Genomic DNA, 14,454 nt, shown 5'->3' on the forward strand with positions numbered 1-14,454 from the left:
ACGTCAGTTTGCGAACGCTCGGGTAATTGCAGTAAAGCCGGGGCCGGCCAATACGATCAGCAAGGCTGGAAACAAAAACAGCATCATCACCACGGACATCTTTGCCGACATTTTCGAAACGTATTCCTGCAACCGTGTCAGGCGCCGGTCATCGAGCAGTTGCTTGAGCGCCAGCAGCGATTTCATCGCGCCGCCGCCCTGTTGAATCAGTTGCTGGAGGATCACGCAGGTGTCAGTGAATTCCTCTACGGCGAGCATCACCGAGGCTTTGTTGAGTTCCTGGCCAAGCTCCAGACCCGAATCGACACGGGCGAGGATCAGGCGCAGTTCGCTGGTCAGTTCCGGCAGCAGTTTCTGCGCTTCGATGCTGAGCACGCGCAAGGCTTGTTCGACCGCCATACCCGACTCGAACAGGATGCGCAGCAGCGGGATGAACGTTGAGATTTCCACCGCGATAATTTTTTGCCGACGACCCGCAGCGTAGGCCAGCAGTCTTTTGGGCAGCAGGTAACCGGCGCCGGCGGCGAGCATCGGCATCAGCCAGGGATGCGCCGCCTGCGGGAAGAAAACTTCTTGCAGAAATATCGCCAAACCCAAAGTCAGCAGCGGAGTGCCGATCTGAAACGCGGCGTACAGCGAGCGCTCGCTGGCGCGGCGCCAGCCGAGGCGGCTGAGCAGGGTCTGGGTTTCGCTGTCGATGCTCACCGAACGCTGGCCGAAGCGGCTGCCGCCCAATGCGCGCAACCAGTTGCCGAAGCGGTTTTCGCGCACCAGATGGCCTTGCAACCGCTGGTTCACCTGACGCACCCGGCGCCGTTCGGTCAGCAGGTGGTTGACCACCAGCAACAGGGCGCCGAGCAATAACATGAGGGCGGCGAGATAGACCATTCAAACACTCCGCAACATGCGCCACAGCGCCAGGCATCCGAGCACCTGCAGCACCACCGCGATGATCAACATGGTCTGGCCACCCGAGTCGTGCCACATGCCGAGCATGTAGCCGGGATTGGTCAGCATGAAGTAGCTCACAACGATCACGGGCAGAGCGCCGAGGACCCACGCGGTCATCCGTGTTTCGCCGGTCATCGCGGCCAGTTGGCGGGCGCCCTGATCGCGTTCGCGGATCAGTTTGATCAGGTTTTCCAGCAGCTCACTGGCGTTGCCGCCATAGCGATGATTGACCTTCAGACCGAGGGCAAACATGCGCAGTTCGTCTTGTTCATAAAGCTCGGCAAAGTCGCTGACCGCGTCCGGCAGATTGACCCCCAGTTGCACGTTGCGCTGAATTCGGCCCATGGCTGCTTTCAGTGGATCGTCGCTGGTTTCGATGCCGCCCATGACCGCGTCGCTCAGGGTGCGCCCGGACTTGAGACTGCGCACGGTGTGGTCGAGCAGCTGCGGCAATTGCTCGATCATGCGTTTCAACCGGCGTCGATACAGCAAGGAAATATACAGCCGCAAAATCAGCGGCGGCGCCAGCACCATGGTGATCAAACCGACCCATTCGAACAGCAGATAACCGAGGCCGATGGCCACGGCCCACAGGCTTAGCCAAAGTCCGAAGCGTTCGGTCGGGCGGCCCAGTCCGGCGCGCAGAAACATCCGTTCCAGGCCTACCCACTTGGTCTTTTCCGCCACCAGTTGCGGTTGACCGGCGGCCAGTCGGTTGAGTACGCGCTCGTTGGCGGTCTTGTGGACACCGTGCAGAAACAGGCGGATCGACAGCCCCAGCAGGATCAGGCAAATGATGATGAGAATGACCGGACCAATCATGATGAATGCCCCATGCCGTCAGCCCAGATGTGCGTCGTGCCGCAACTTGTCACCGGCCGGGTTAACCGCTTCCCGCAGGAAGCCGAAACCGGTGCGGCGATCGAGGCGGAACAGCGTGTTGGTGACGTAGACGTCTTCGCGAATACCGACCACTTCCACCACTTCGCTGACGCAGCGGCGGCCATCGGGCATGCGCGTCAGCTGGATGATCACGTCGAGCGCTGCGCAGATCATCTGGCGCAGGGTGCGTTCGGCGATGGCGCGGCCGGTCAGGCCCACCAGTGTTTCCAGGCGCAGCAGTGCATCCTGCGCGTTGTTGGCGTGTACGGTGCTCATCGAACCGTCGTGGCCGGTGTTCATCGCGGTGAGCACGTCGACCACTTCGACGCCGCGAATCTCGCCAAGGATGATCCGGTCGGGACGCATCCGCAGGGCGTTGCGGATCAGGTCGCTGGCCTTCACTTCGCCGTGACCTTCGGCATTCGGCGGCCGGGTTTCCAGACGCACGACGTGCGGGTGACCGAGCTGCAATTCGGCAACGTCTTCGATGGTCACCAGACGTTCATGGGGATTGATCAATTGGCTGAGGATGTTCAGCAACGTGGTTTTGCCGGTGCCGGTACCGCCGCTGATGAGGATGTTGCAGCGCTTGCCGACGGCATCCTGAAAGAACTCGAAAATCCCCAGATCGATGGTTTGCATCGCCATCAGGTCGCTGCTTTTGAGCATGTCCTTGCGAAACTTTCGAATCGACAGGCATGGGCCATCGAGGGCAATCGGCGGAATGATTGCGTTGACCCGGCTGCCGTCGGGCAGGCGCGCATCGACCATTGGCGAAGACTCGTCGAGCCGCCGTCCGAGTGGTGCAAGAATCCGCTGCATGACCCGTTCGACGTGGTGTGCATCGATAAACCGCAGGTCGCTCTGATGCAGCACACCGTCGCGCTCGATGAACACCCGATGCGGGCCGTTGACCAGAATTTCGGTCACCGACTGATCGCGCAACAACACTTCCAGCGGGCCGAAACCGGTAAGCTCGTCGACGATTTCTTCGGCCAGACGCTCCATTTCATAGCGTGAAATAGCCAGATGCAAACGGGCGATGTATTCGGCGACTTTGTCGGTGACAAACTGCGCCAGAAGCTGGCGCGAGCCCTCCAGCAGGTTTTTCCCCGACTCTTCGATGGCGTCGATGATGTAGCGGTGCAGCACCAGTTTCAGGCCTTCGTGGTCCGTGTTGCCGACCGCTGAACGTTGCGCTGCGCCGAACAGTTTTTCTGCGCTCATGAGGTGCCTCGCAAGCGGTCGAACCAGGTGACTTTCGGTTTGGCCAGACCTTCCGAGCGTTTGGCCAGTCGTTCGCCGAGGGCACGCAGGCTCTGTGTGAGTTTCTCGCGGGGCGCCAGTTCAAACAGGCTCACGCCTTGGTTCTGTGCGTTCAAACGCACTTCGGCGTTGGCCGCCAGTACGGCGATGACTTCGAGGTTGAAGGTCTTGCCGAGGGTTTCCGAATTCGGCGCGACGTTGCTCAGGTAGCGGTCGATCAGCAGGCGCGCGTGATCGAGTTTCATGCCTTTCTCGCGCCACTGATTGAGCACGGTGAGGTTGCGCCGGCAGTTCAGAACATTCTGATCGGTGTACCACAGCAGCTTGTCGCAGTGGCTGACAAAGGTGCGCAACGCTTCGCTGTCGCTCTGTCCGGTGAGGTTCACCACGATGTGCTGGAAGTGCTGGCGCAACGCGCTGAGGAGCATGAACAGTTCGGCGGCGCTGGTGCTTTCCAGCGGCTCGTCATTGCTCGCGTAAGCAAGAATCCGCAGACCGGCTTCGGCGCTGGTGAAGGCGCTGTCGATCAATGTGGTGTCGAGACGGCGCAGGTGGCGCAAGGCATCGCCGAAGTGGAACGAACTCTCCAATCCCAGCAAGGCAAGGCTGTCGCCGCGCGGTAATCCCAGGTCGAGCAGCAGGGTTTGCTGGCCGCTTTTCTGCACGGTCAGCGCCATGTGATTGGCCAGCAACGCGCCGTCCGAGCCGCTCTGTACACCGTACATCACGGTCAGGCCACCCAACTGCGTGTTGGATGCGACGGGTGGCAGGCGTTTGCTCAGGCGGCGCACCAGCCCGGCGACTTCGCTGGAGCGTGAGCCATAGGCGACGAAGTCCCGTGCGCCGGCACGCATCGCATTCAACACCAGTTGATTGTCCATACCGTCGCCGAGGGCGACGATCGCCAGCATCGGTTTGGCTTCCAGCGCACCTTCGATCAGTGCGCTCTGGGCGACAACATGCTCGCGGTCGAGGCCGACGAACACCAGACTGGCGAATGTCACGTCAACTAGCGCGAGCAGTTCGTCGAGGCTGCCACCGCCGGCGCTGACCACTTGGCCGAGCGGCGCCAGGGCGCTTTGCAGCCATTCAAGATCGGTGCTGTTGCGGGTGATCGCGAGAAACGTCTGGCTCAGATTCTGGCTCATTGGGACAGCCCGCTACGCTTGTCGAAGTTGCCGTTTTCGAGGAAGAACATGCGATAGAAATTCGGGTCGTAGTTGCGCAGTTTTTCGCCCGGCAGCGACGGCAGTTGTGCGTCGGCTGCCAGTGGCTGCACCAGATGCGGAGTGACGATCATCAGCAGTTCGCGCTCTTCGCGCTTGATCTGCGAACCCTTGAAGAATGCACCGAGTACCGGAATATCGCCCAGCCCCGGAAACTTGTTTACCTGAGAGCTGTTGGTGGTGCTGATCAATCCGCTGATGACAAAACTTTCGCCATCGGCCAGCGAAACGCTGGTGTCAGTACGGCGGATAGTCAGGGCCGGAACGGTGGTGCCGGCGATCTCCACAGCGTTGCTGTAGTCGAGTTCGCTGACTTCCGGTGCGACCTTCAACGAGATGCGATCGTGACTGATGACGGTCGGCGTCAGTGTCAGGCGAATGCCGAACTCCTTGTACTCGATGGACACGTTGTCACTGCCGGAACTGGGTACCGGAATCGGAATTTCACCACCGGCCAGGAAGCTTGCACTTTGCCCGTTCAGGGCCACCAGACTTGGCCGCGCGAGGGTGTAGGCGAAGCCGCTGGTTTCCAGCGCATTGATGATCGCCATGGTCTTGCCGCCAATCCACGAAAAGTTGAACAGCGAGTTGTCCACCGGCAGTCGTGGCTGAGGAACACCGTTGATGGGCGGCAGTGTGCCGGGGGAGCCGAACAGGAAGTTGCCCCGGGCACCGATCAGCGAAGCGGTGGCTTCCTTGAGTTTGGTGCGACTGACTTCGACGAAGCGGATGTCGGTCTGTACTTGCGACGGCAGCGTCGGATCATCCGAAGGAACCCGGCCGAGGTTGGTCATGGCGGCGGTGGCGGCGCCCTGAACAAACACCATGCTCTGACGTGGCTCACTTGAGCATGAAGTCCAGACCATCAGGCTGGTCGCGCCCGGCGCTACACCCGTCAGCAGAAACGACGAACTGCCGGTGTCGTGCACGTCGGCGATTTTCGGATCGCCAATCGCAACGCGGGTGATCGGCACCGGCGATTGAATGTCCTGTTGAAAGCCCTGGCCGATCTCGATCACTGGCGACATGCGACCGAGTGCCGAGCAATTGCCGGTGGCCGCAAAAGCTGCGTTGATCGACAGTCCCATCAGTATCAAGGCCCGGAGCACAGGTTTTAATGTCGGCCGGAATCGACTCTGCATGCACTTGAATCCTTGCTCAGTCATGGGGTTTGTTGGGAAATCTGATTGCCGCGAATCACTTCCATCGCCCGCCGCACGCCACCTCCAGTGGACGGCGCTTTCGGGCCGCTGCCCAAGGCCAGTTGAGTGAACTGGAAGAGCTGGCTGTTGGCATTGTCCAGATGGGTTGGCGACTGGTTTTCGCCCGCCCAGTACTTGGCCAGACGCTGCTCGTCGCTGCTGCGTACCGCCAGGCGCAAGGTGCCGACCTGGGTGGCGAGCATCATCCGGCTCAGCAGTTGTTCGGGCACCGCCAGCACCACGGTGCGCGCGGCGACCCTGCGTTGATCCTGTTTGATCTTGTCGTCGCCGCTCAGGGCCGGTGTGGCGGGCTGACCATCGTTGGTCAGGCCGTATTGGTCGCCGACACCGAGGACACGCATGGCGGGCACGACAATCTGTGCTGACTGCTGCAAGTTGCTGGCGTCCTGACGCAGGTACAACAGCACATCGACGTAGTCACCGGGAATCAGTTGCCCGGCTGCGCCGATCACTTCGTCAACCGCTACGGTAAGGGCACGTTCATCGCTGTGAATCATCCGTGCCAGTGCGCCACCGGCCTCGAAGCTTTCGTCGTTGAGCCAGGTGCCGGCACTCAGGTGCCGCCAGGGTTTGCGGCCAACCGCCTGATCGACGCTGCTCAAACTGCCGGCGGGCGCATTGCGCAGTTTTTCCACAGCGACATCGGCGGCGGTAAGAGGGGTGAAGGGCTGCACGTCGTGGATCAGTACAACCACCGGTTGGCGGGTCTGGTCTTCGGCGGTGGCAATGGTTTTATCAACGCTGGTGATCGGCGCGGCAGGTGCCTGGGCAACAGGTACCGTCGGTTGGCGACTGAGTACCAGCCCCCAGTAACCGACAAAAATTGCCCCAAGCAGAAGCACCGCTGCAAGACCCATGGTGACGCGACTGTTCATGACGGCTCTCCCTTTCCTGCTGCACTGACTACCGCATTTCCTGACGAGAGAATTTCGCAAGCGGGCAGCTATGAACATGCAACTATTTCGCTATTTCCAAGCTAGCTGATCCGCACCAAAACGCCATTACTGACAGGAAAATAACTCACTAAAGTATGGGTCTTGGCCAATTAACAGTTGAATCATTGCGAGTCACCAATGGATTAATTCTTTGTGATTAATCCGTTCTTACAGTTGTTGACCGGGGGTTTGTTGACAATGCTTTGATAGCACGGTGGAACCTTGCCGCTGTAGCGTTACATCGGCGCCAGAGGCGCGAAGGAGTAGACGTATGTTTCGTATGATTCTTGACTATTTAGTGGCCCGGGTTCGGCTTTTCCTCAAGAGTGACGAAGGCGCATCGGCGATTGAGTACGCAATTGTGGTGGCGATGGTCGCGGTGGTCGTCGTGGTGTTCGTGACACCGGTCGGCAACAAGGTTCTGGGCATCTTCAACAACGTCCTGACCGCTCTAGGTGGTACGGCGGTCACCAGACCGACGCTGCCTTAAACCGAATCATCCATCCCCTCCATCAATGCCTGTTTGCGGTCGCTGAAAAGCGCGCGCAGGCATTGCCCGGGTCATTGGATTTCTGCTGCCGGGGTGAAGACCGGTACGAAGGAGAACTTCCATGCTCTTTGAATACCTGATGTTGCGTGCACGGTTGTTCCTGGCGAGCACCGAAGCCGCGTCGGCCATCGAGTACGCGATTGTGGTGGCGATGGTGGCGGTTGTGGTGGTGATATTCGTGACGCCGGTGGGCGCCAAGGTGCTGGGGATTTTCAACAACATTCTGGTGGCGTTGGGTGGCACCGCGCAGACGGCTCCGGTGCAGACGCCTTGAGCGCATTCGGTCGCGCATGACGAATGTCCGGCTACACTCGGTTCCACTCTCAGTTTTCAGGTATTGCCCATGACTGCTTCCTCGCTACCCCGCCAACAGCTGCTTCTGGTTGACGATGAAGAGGACGCGTTGCTGGAGCTGGCGGAGTTGCTGGAGGGTGAGGGCTTCACCTGTTTCACCGCGACGTCGGTGAAGCTCGCCTTGCATCATCTGACGCGCAATCCTGATATCGCGCTGGTGATTACTGATCTGCGGATGCCGGAGGAGAGTGGCATGTCGTTGATCAAGCGGTTGCGTGAGCATACTTCGCGTCAGCATTTGCCGGTGATCGTGACGTCAGGGCATGCAGACATGGAGGATGTGAGTGACATGTTGCGGTTGCAGGTGCTGGATCTGTTTCGCAAGCCGATTTATCACGTTCGGTTGTTGGAGACTCTGGATAATTTGTTTCCCAAGGTTAAGGATCATCGGGTTGGTTGATCCTTTGTTTTTGGGGCATATCCGGTGCTGCGGTAATGGCTTCTGGTGGTTCCGCCCTTACGGCGGGTCACTTTTTCCAGACGCCGAAAAAGTAACCAAAAAGGCTTTGTCCTGGCGTTCGGCCCTCGCTGTGGCTCGGGTTCCTTCGCTCCGGGACTCATCCGGGGGGATCGCCTACGGTTTGCTGCGCTGCACCTCCTCTCGATCTGTTCGACTTCGTCGAACGGCGCTTCGCGCCCACCCCCGAATGAATCCCTCCACTCAGCCTGCCGACGGACCTTGCAGATCAAGATCAAGATCAAGATCAAGAGCACAGCCGAGCTAACGCTCATCCTGTTAGTGGTTAAAAGCGACGCGGCGGGCGGTTGATTTGCTTTTCTGTAGGAGTGAGCCTGCTCGCGATGGCGACCTGACAGCTGACCAATTTCGATCTGATCACTCAAATCCTTGTGGGAGCTGGCCTGCCAGCGATGGCAATTTCCCTTTTTCAAATAAACCAATATCTGACGCCATCTCTTTGACATTTTAATGGTGTCGAAATGATGGCTCGTGTAAATTCCCCGCGCCCGCACTTGATGACTCTGACGGGACGGTAGGGATGCCTGATTGACATGTGACCCTGCTGAAACTGCTTTTATGTTTCGGAAGGGAATCTCATTGAACACTGCTCGCTTGCGCCGCTCGTTGCTGGCGCTTTCCATTACTGCCGCCGCTCTTGACTCTTCAACCGCTTTGGCTGATTTCAATTACGACATCAGCAGCGCTCCGTTGAACAGCAATCTGCTCAACACGACCAATCTGGTCGACCTGCACGGCAATTTGAACGCTACGCCTGTCGCGGCTCCAGGCCTGACTTATGGCGCGCAGTTCATGGGGCTGAGAGCGCGGCAATTGCGTAACAACGACAGCATCCGTATCGATGGCGCCACGAATGGTGTGGGGCTGAATATCGGCGCGTCCGGTGTAGTGGACAGCAATATCACGCTGGGTCTGATCAACGCCGGCTCGATTTCGGTTCATGGGTTGGCAGCAACCGGCAGCTCGACGGGTATTTCCATCCTGGGAAGTACGCTGGGCAGTTCGGTTATGAATGACGGTCTGATCGATGTCAGTGGCGCCACCGCCACCGGTGTAATGGTGGTGCATTCCCACACGAACGGGATCAGCAATACAGGCTCTGTCACCGCCAGCGGTACGGATGCATTGGGCGTGTTTCTTGACGGTGCCACGCTCAAGGGCGGGATTTACAACCCCGGTACCATTCGAGCCAGCGGTGCCGATGCCGAGGCTCTCACCATCGAGGGAGTGACTTTTGATCGATCGTCCGGCTCGAACAGCTTCATGCTCAGCAACTACGGCACGATTTCCGGCGAGTCCATCGGCGTGCACGTCAGTGGCCAACCGGCGGCTGGCAACCCCTTTTCCATTTACCAACTGACCGGTCTGATCGAGGGCGGTAAGGCGGCTATTCAAGTCGATGATGGCCAAAGTTATTTCGACTTTTTCGGCGGAACGGTGAGGGGCGACATCCTCGGGCTGTCCGGCGTGAAGATCGATGGCGATGCCACCTTCGACGGTTCGATCATCAAGTCCGGTTACGTCACGATTGAAGAAGGCACGCTGACCCTGGTGCGTCCGCACACCACCATCATCGGCGACTTCGACATGGAAGAATCCAATTCCGTGCTGGAGATGTACCTGGGCAACGACACCAATCCGGCATTGCCGGTGTTGAAAGTAACCGGCACCACCGACATTGCGCCGGGTGCGCAGTTGCGATTGTTGGCACGTTCCAGCGACTTCCGGGTGTCCCCGGGCGGTACGCGTTACACCTTGATCAGTTCGGGGAATCTGATCGGTGGCAGTAATCTGACCGTGACCTCTACTTCCGCACTGCTCGATGTGAAGAGTTTCGGTGTTACAGGCAACGACATCACGACGGTGGTCACGACCAAGTCGGATCAGGTGCTGGCCGACAACACTCTGGCGGTTGGTGGCAGTCGTAACGCCGCGACGGCGGTGGGGCGTTTTTCCAGTGTGATGTCGCGGATTGACGAGCAGGACCCGGTTTTCCAGGCCTTCGCCAATGCTTCCACCGATGTTGAGCTGGCGCGTCTTTCCGAGTCGCTCAGCCCGGATGTCAGTCGTGGTGTGCTTCACGCGGCGACCAACAGTCAGACGCTGGTCTCGGGTGTCATCAATGATCGTTCCAGCCGTGCACGCTCGACCGCAGGCTCACCGGAAAAAGGTGTCTGGTTGCAAGCGCTGAGCAGTGATGCCAATCAGGATGAGCGCCGTGGCGTTGCCGGTTATGACGCGGACAGCCACGGGATCGCGGTGGGTGCCGATGGCCAGTTGAACGCCGATACAACCCTGGGCCTGGCGTACAGCTACCTCGATACCGATGTGAAATCCGATCTCGGCAGCAAAACCAAAGTGACCGGCCATGCGCTGACGGTTTACAGCAACTGGGTGCATGACAATTGGTTTGTCGATTCGTCGTTGATGTACGGCTGGAACGACAACGAGTCGAAACGCTACATCGCCGGTACCCGCGCCAAGGGTGATTACGACAGTGACGTTTTTGGTGTGAGTGCACTGGCGGGTTACAGCCTGCGACTGGCGCCTGATGTTGTGCTTGAACCGCAGGTCGGTGCCCGGTACGCAAACGTAGGCATGGATTCGTATCGCGAGAAGGGCAGTTCGGCTTCGCTGAATGTCGGCAGCCAGCGTTATGAAGTCGGTGAGATGGGGGTGGGTGCGCGCTTGGCGGCTGTATTCGATGTTGGCGCCGGCAGTCTTGAGCCAGAGGCAAAACTGATGGCCTGGCATGACTTCATTGGTGACAAGGTCGCGACCACTTCATCGTTTGTACTGGGTGGCGATTCGTTCACTAGTCGTGGCACCACACCGGTACGTGACAGCTATGAACTGGGCCTGGGTGCGAATTACCGCATGGGCGCCTGGAGCGTTGGCGGTTCGTATAACTATGTGACGTCGACCGGTTTTGACTCCGACAGCTTCACGGCGAAAGTGCGTTACGCGTTCTGATCGACGTTGAGACCGCGTTATCGTTCATCGCTGGCAAGCCAGCTCCCACAGGGCTCTCTGTGAGCCTGTGGGAGCTGTCTTACACCCTACAACTGATAACTGAAACTGATGCTGTAACGCGGACGGCGATTGAGGGTGTCCAGTGCTTCGTCGGACATCGGCTTCGCCGCTTCCAGTGCGATGTTGTAATACTTGGCATCGCCAAATCTCAAGCCGACGGCTGCCGAGGACAGGTCGCTGTCTTGAATCGGCAGTTTGTTGAACCAGGATTTCGAACGATCCAGCACCACATACGGTTGCAGGATGCGCACCCAACTGCCGTCACGATTGAAGCTGTAGTTGACCTCGTAAGCCACCCCCCAACCCTTGTCGCCTGAAGCCTGATCGTCGGGATAACCACGTCCGAAGTTCTGTCCGCCGAATACCGCGCGTTCGCTGTCAGGCAGGGTGTCGTCGGTCCAGTACAGCGCGCCCGAAAGCACGCCTTGCCAGTTGTCGAAGAACTTGTCGCTCTGCACGCCGGACAGGCGCGCGCGGAAGAAGTTGAGGTCGATGGCGCTGTTGTTGGTTTTCGCCCCCATGCTGTCGAGGCCTTGATAGATCCCGCCGCTGATAATCCGCAATTGCCGGGCATCAACCTTGCGCCAGTCGCTTTCGAAGGCGAGGGCGCGGATGTCGGTGCGTTCTTCGACGCTGAGCGGGTAACCGATGACGTTGTAGCGGGTCTTGTCGTTGACCGCATACAAGCGCGTGCCGACGTTGAGCAGTTCGGTGGATGAGGCAATCAGCGGCAGGCTGACGCCGATCGAGTAGCGGTCGTTCTCGCGATGCGGTTTAAGTTCCAGGCCGTTGTCGAGCTGGACATTGGTGCCCGGATCGGCGCGATAGCGTGAGGCGGACAACGCCAGTTGCGTTCCTTCGGCATCGAGGAACTGGTTGTAGTCCAGACGGTAGTAGTGCTCTTTGTCATCCCCCGGCGGGAACAGGCCGCTGAGGCTCAACTGTTCGCCCATCGAGGTTTGCGAGTTACTGCTGACACCGATTAAGGCCTGGGTGCCATTACGGTTGTCTTCGGTGGTGCTCAGTGTGCTGGTGAACGGTTTGCGGCTCGCCTCGGCGACCAGTGTGGTGGCGCCGTCGGTGGTGCCCGGTGGCGGCACCTGGGCCTGGATCGTCACGCCGGGAATACGCGTCATCAGCGTGGTATATCGCTCGAACGTTTTGCGCGTCAGTGGCCGCTCGGCCTGGATCTTAGCCGCCAGTTTGTCGAGCAGGCCTTTGACCCGGCCAACATCGCCCTGCATCTGCACATCACGCACGTACCCTTCCACCAGAACCACGCGGGCCACGCCGTCATCGAATTTCTGTTGCGGCAGGAAGGCGTAGGACAGCAGATAGCCGTCTTGCTGGTAACGGCGGGTGATGTTGCGAGTGGCTTCGATCAGGTCGGCGAGACTGGTTTCATGGCCGATCAGCGGTTTGAAATTGTCGGCCAGTTCGTTCAGCGGATAGATTGTGCCGCCTTCGATCTGCACGGTCTTGAGTTTGATTTTGGTCGCCATCATCAACGGTTGCGCGGCAGCTGCGCCGGGGTCCGGTACTTGCAGCGGTGCCACGTTCGGGCGATAGGCGTCGGCCGGAAGGTTCGGCACTGGCAGATTGCGGATGGTTTCGTTGCTGTTGAGGAAACTGGGCAGGGTGTCGGCGAGGGCGGCGGAACTGAGGCTGAGGCACAGCAGGGATGCCAATACGCGCATAGGACACTCCATGGTCAGGTCGCAGCTCTAGGCTGTCTTTTCCCAAGAAAAAAAGCGGAAGACTCGTGGGAATCTTCCGCCCTCAACCAAGCGTAGGCGCTGTAGGTGAGGCCGTCGAATCGGCCAGGTGCAATTTAGCGTTTGTTGCCTCCAAGAGCGCCGGTCAGACCACCAAGTACTCCGCCCAGACCACCTGTTGCGCCAGTGCCAGTGCCGGTACCGGTGCCGCCGTTGACCAGGCCACCCACTGCGGCGACGGTGCCACCGACGTTGCTGACCAGGCCGCCGACCGCGGTGGTGACCGGATTGTTCGTTGCCGCAATGGCGCCGCCCAGGTTGCTGACGGCTGCGCCTGCCTGACCGGTGAGGCCGGCAACCGGCGCACCGAGACCGGTCGCGGCACCGACGTTTTGAGTCAGGCTGGTAACTGCGCTGGTGGCTGGGTTGAGCGCACCGCCCAAGCTATTACCCAATGCTGCCAGCGGTGCAGTCGAGCCAGTGATCGGTGTGCCGGAACCACCAAGGACTGTGTTGAGCGAGGCAACCACATTGCCCGCCGATACACCGGTAACGCCACCTGCACTCACCACGCCATTGGTGTTGCCGGCGTTCAGGCCAGAACTGACGTTGACCACTGCGCCACCGACGGTTTGCAGCAAGCCAGTACCACCCAGGCCGCCGCCGAGACCGCCACCCAGGCCACCACCTGTACTTGTGCCGTTGGACACCAGACCGCCCGCTTTACCGACTGCTGTGCCAGCATTGCTCAGGGCGCCGCCAAGAGTATTGGTCAGCGCGTTGCCATTGCCGGCATCGGTGACTTTGTCGCCCACACCGTTGACGGTATCGCCAACTTTCTGGATCACGCCTTTGAGTGGATCACCCAGGCCTGTTGCATCGCCGATTTTGTCGGTGGTGCTTTCAACCATCGAGATCACTGGCACCAGACCATTGCCGACGCTTTTGGTCACTGAACCCAGTGGCCCGGTGGTGGTTGCAGTGCTGAGGGTATCGCCGAGCATGGTAACTTTTTCGCCGACGCCGTCGAGTAACGGCGCGACTTTGGTGACCACACCGCCAACCACGGGAACGCTGCTGGTGGCGGTAGCAAGTTTGCCACTCAAATCGGAAACGCCATTGCCAACATCGGTCACTACGCCGCCGACTGCCGAAGCGGTCACTCCCAGGCCATTGTCGGTGGTACCCAGTTTGCCGATGCCGTTGGCCACACCATCACCCAATGTGCTGACCACGTTACCGGTGGTGTTGACTGCACTTTGTACGACACCACCTACAACCGGTACGGTGCTCAGTGAGTCGCCTACCTGACCAACGCCGTCGCCGACACCGCTGACGGTTTTGCCGACATCCTGGACCAGCGTGGTAGTCACCAGCGGAACAGGCGTTGTGGGATTAGTCGGGTTGGTTGGATTGGTTGGGTCTGTCGGATTGGTCGGATTGGTTGGGTCCGTTGTGCCACCGGTTCCGCCCGTGCCACCTGTACCGCCAGTTCCGCCGGTGCCTGCGGTATCTCCAGTGCCACCAGTGCCACCAGTGCTTCCGGTGCCGCTTGTTCCGCCCGTACCGCCAGTTCCTGCTGCGGGGGTCGAGCTGCTGCCGGAGCTGCTGTGATGACCGCCACCGCCACTGCTGCAACCGGCGGCGAGGCCGAGGGAAAGGATCAATGCCAAAGCTGTTGCCGATTTGCACCACACTTGAGTTTTCATGATTGAGATTCCTGCACCTGACGCAACGTTCGTTGCCTTCGATGGCCCGCCGATCTGTTGTCGGTGATGCCTCGTCCGTGGTGTCAATCTCAGTCCCGGGGCCGGGTTCACGCCATTCTCAAGTTGGTATTA

The 14,454-nt window shown here is 59.6% G+C and carries 12 protein-coding genes; 4 read left to right on the plus strand and 8 right to left on the minus strand.

Annotated elements, in window-relative coordinates:
- Positions 1-3 precede the first annotated feature (3 nt).
- Genes ACIOZM_RS17625 through cpaB form a run of 6 tightly spaced genes read right to left on the minus strand, consistent with a single transcriptional unit; the run spans position 4 to position 6,423 of the window.
- Complete coding sequence (locus ACIOZM_RS17625) at positions 4-888, minus strand: type II secretion system F family protein (protein ID WP_401216081.1); 885 nt, start codon at positions 886-888, stop codon at positions 4-6.
- Positions 889-1,773 (minus strand): type II secretion system F family protein, encoded by an 885-nt coding sequence (locus ACIOZM_RS17630; protein ID WP_401216082.1) that lies wholly within the window; start codon positions 1,771-1,773, stop codon positions 889-891.
- An 18-nt stretch (positions 1,774-1,791) separates the two neighbouring features.
- Positions 1,792-3,060 (minus strand): CpaF family protein, encoded by a 1,269-nt coding sequence (locus ACIOZM_RS17635; protein WP_401216083.1) that lies wholly within the window; start codon positions 3,058-3,060, stop codon positions 1,792-1,794.
- Positions 3,057-4,247, minus strand: a complete 1,191-nt coding sequence (locus ACIOZM_RS17640; RefSeq protein ID WP_401216084.1) for a CpaE family protein — start codon at positions 4,245-4,247, stop codon at positions 3,057-3,059. Before ACIOZM_RS17640 ends, ACIOZM_RS17635 begins: the two co-directional genes overlap by 4 nt.
- Positions 4,244-5,467: a type II and III secretion system protein family protein gene (locus ACIOZM_RS17645; protein WP_401216085.1), complete on the minus strand. Its 1,224-nt coding sequence runs from the start codon at positions 5,465-5,467 to the stop codon at positions 4,244-4,246. Before ACIOZM_RS17645 ends, ACIOZM_RS17640 begins: the two co-directional genes overlap by 4 nt.
- Positions 5,468-5,487: 20 nt before the next feature.
- Positions 5,488-6,423 carry a Flp pilus assembly protein CpaB gene (gene cpaB, locus ACIOZM_RS17650; RefSeq protein WP_401216086.1) on the minus strand — a complete coding sequence of 312 codons (936 nt, stop codon included), beginning with the start codon at positions 6,421-6,423 and terminating at the stop codon, positions 5,488-5,490.
- A gap of 340 nt (positions 6,424-6,763) precedes the next feature.
- Between cpaB and ACIOZM_RS17655 the strand changes: the two genes are divergently transcribed.
- From ACIOZM_RS17655 to ACIOZM_RS17670, 4 genes are all read left to right on the plus strand, one after another.
- Positions 6,764-6,973: a Flp family type IVb pilin gene (locus ACIOZM_RS17655; protein WP_401216124.1), complete on the plus strand. Its 210-nt coding sequence runs from the start codon at positions 6,764-6,766 to the stop codon at positions 6,971-6,973.
- Positions 6,974-7,094: 121 nt separating this feature from the next.
- A complete protein-coding gene (locus ACIOZM_RS17660; RefSeq protein ID WP_401216087.1) occupies positions 7,095-7,307 on the plus strand; it encodes a Flp family type IVb pilin in 213 nt (70 codons plus the stop codon).
- A gap of 69 nt (positions 7,308-7,376) precedes the next feature.
- Positions 7,377-7,787 carry a response regulator gene (locus ACIOZM_RS17665; RefSeq protein WP_401216088.1) on the plus strand — a complete coding sequence of 137 codons (411 nt, stop codon included), beginning with the start codon at positions 7,377-7,379 and terminating at the stop codon, positions 7,785-7,787.
- 657 nt (positions 7,788-8,444) lie between these two features.
- Positions 8,445-10,838 carry an autotransporter outer membrane beta-barrel domain-containing protein gene (locus tag ACIOZM_RS17670; protein WP_401216089.1) on the plus strand — a complete coding sequence of 798 codons (2,394 nt, stop codon included), beginning with the start codon at positions 8,445-8,447 and terminating at the stop codon, positions 10,836-10,838.
- Positions 10,839-10,924: 86 nt separating this feature from the next.
- Here ACIOZM_RS17670 and ACIOZM_RS17675 read toward each other — a convergent pair whose 3' ends face one another.
- Together ACIOZM_RS17675 and ACIOZM_RS17680 are read right to left on the minus strand one after the other, a co-directional pair.
- Entirely contained in the window at positions 10,925-12,595 is a 1,671-nt protein-coding gene (locus ACIOZM_RS17675; protein ID WP_401216090.1) for a ShlB/FhaC/HecB family hemolysin secretion/activation protein, read from the minus strand.
- Positions 12,596-12,729: 134 nt separating this feature from the next.
- Positions 12,730-14,322, minus strand: coding sequence for a collagen-like triple helix repeat-containing protein (locus ACIOZM_RS17680; RefSeq protein WP_401216091.1), 1,593 nt, complete (start codon positions 14,320-14,322; stop codon positions 12,730-12,732).
- Positions 14,323-14,454: the final 132 nt, after the last annotated feature.

Source organism: Pseudomonas sp. NPDC087346 (assembly GCF_044744235.1).
Lineage (GTDB): Bacteria > Pseudomonadota > Gammaproteobacteria > Pseudomonadales > Pseudomonadaceae > Aquipseudomonas.

Excerpts from the sequence above, each read along its gene's own strand:
- ACIOZM_RS17625 (WP_401216081.1), bottom strand. The coding sequence starts at position 888 with ATGGTCTATCTCGCCGCCCTCATGTTATTGCTCGGCGCCCTGTTGCTG.
- ACIOZM_RS17630 (WP_401216082.1), bottom strand. The coding sequence starts at position 1,773 with ATGATTGGTCCGGTCATTCTCATCATCATTTGCCTGATCCTGCTGGGG.
- ACIOZM_RS17635 (WP_401216083.1), bottom strand. The coding sequence starts at position 3,060 with ATGAGCGCAGAAAAACTGTTCGGCGCAGCGCAACGTTCAGCGGTCGGC.
- ACIOZM_RS17640 (WP_401216084.1), bottom strand. The coding sequence starts at position 4,247 with ATGAGCCAGAATCTGAGCCAGACGTTTCTCGCGATCACCCGCAACAGC.
- ACIOZM_RS17645 (WP_401216085.1), bottom strand. The coding sequence starts at position 5,467 with ATGCAGAGTCGATTCCGGCCGACATTAAAACCTGTGCTCCGGGCCTTG.
- cpaB (WP_401216086.1), bottom strand. The coding sequence starts at position 6,423 with ATGAACAGTCGCGTCACCATGGGTCTTGCAGCGGTGCTTCTGCTTGGG.
- ACIOZM_RS17655 (WP_401216124.1), top strand. The coding sequence starts at position 6,764 with ATGATTCTTGACTATTTAGTGGCCCGGGTTCGGCTTTTCCTCAAGAGT.
- ACIOZM_RS17660 (WP_401216087.1), top strand. The coding sequence starts at position 7,095 with ATGCTCTTTGAATACCTGATGTTGCGTGCACGGTTGTTCCTGGCGAGC.
- ACIOZM_RS17665 (WP_401216088.1), top strand. The coding sequence starts at position 7,377 with ATGACTGCTTCCTCGCTACCCCGCCAACAGCTGCTTCTGGTTGACGAT.
- ACIOZM_RS17675 (WP_401216090.1), bottom strand. The coding sequence starts at position 12,595 with ATGCGCGTATTGGCATCCCTGCTGTGCCTCAGCCTCAGTTCCGCCGCC.
- ACIOZM_RS17680 (WP_401216091.1), bottom strand. The coding sequence starts at position 14,322 with ATGAAAACTCAAGTGTGGTGCAAATCGGCAACAGCTTTGGCATTGATC.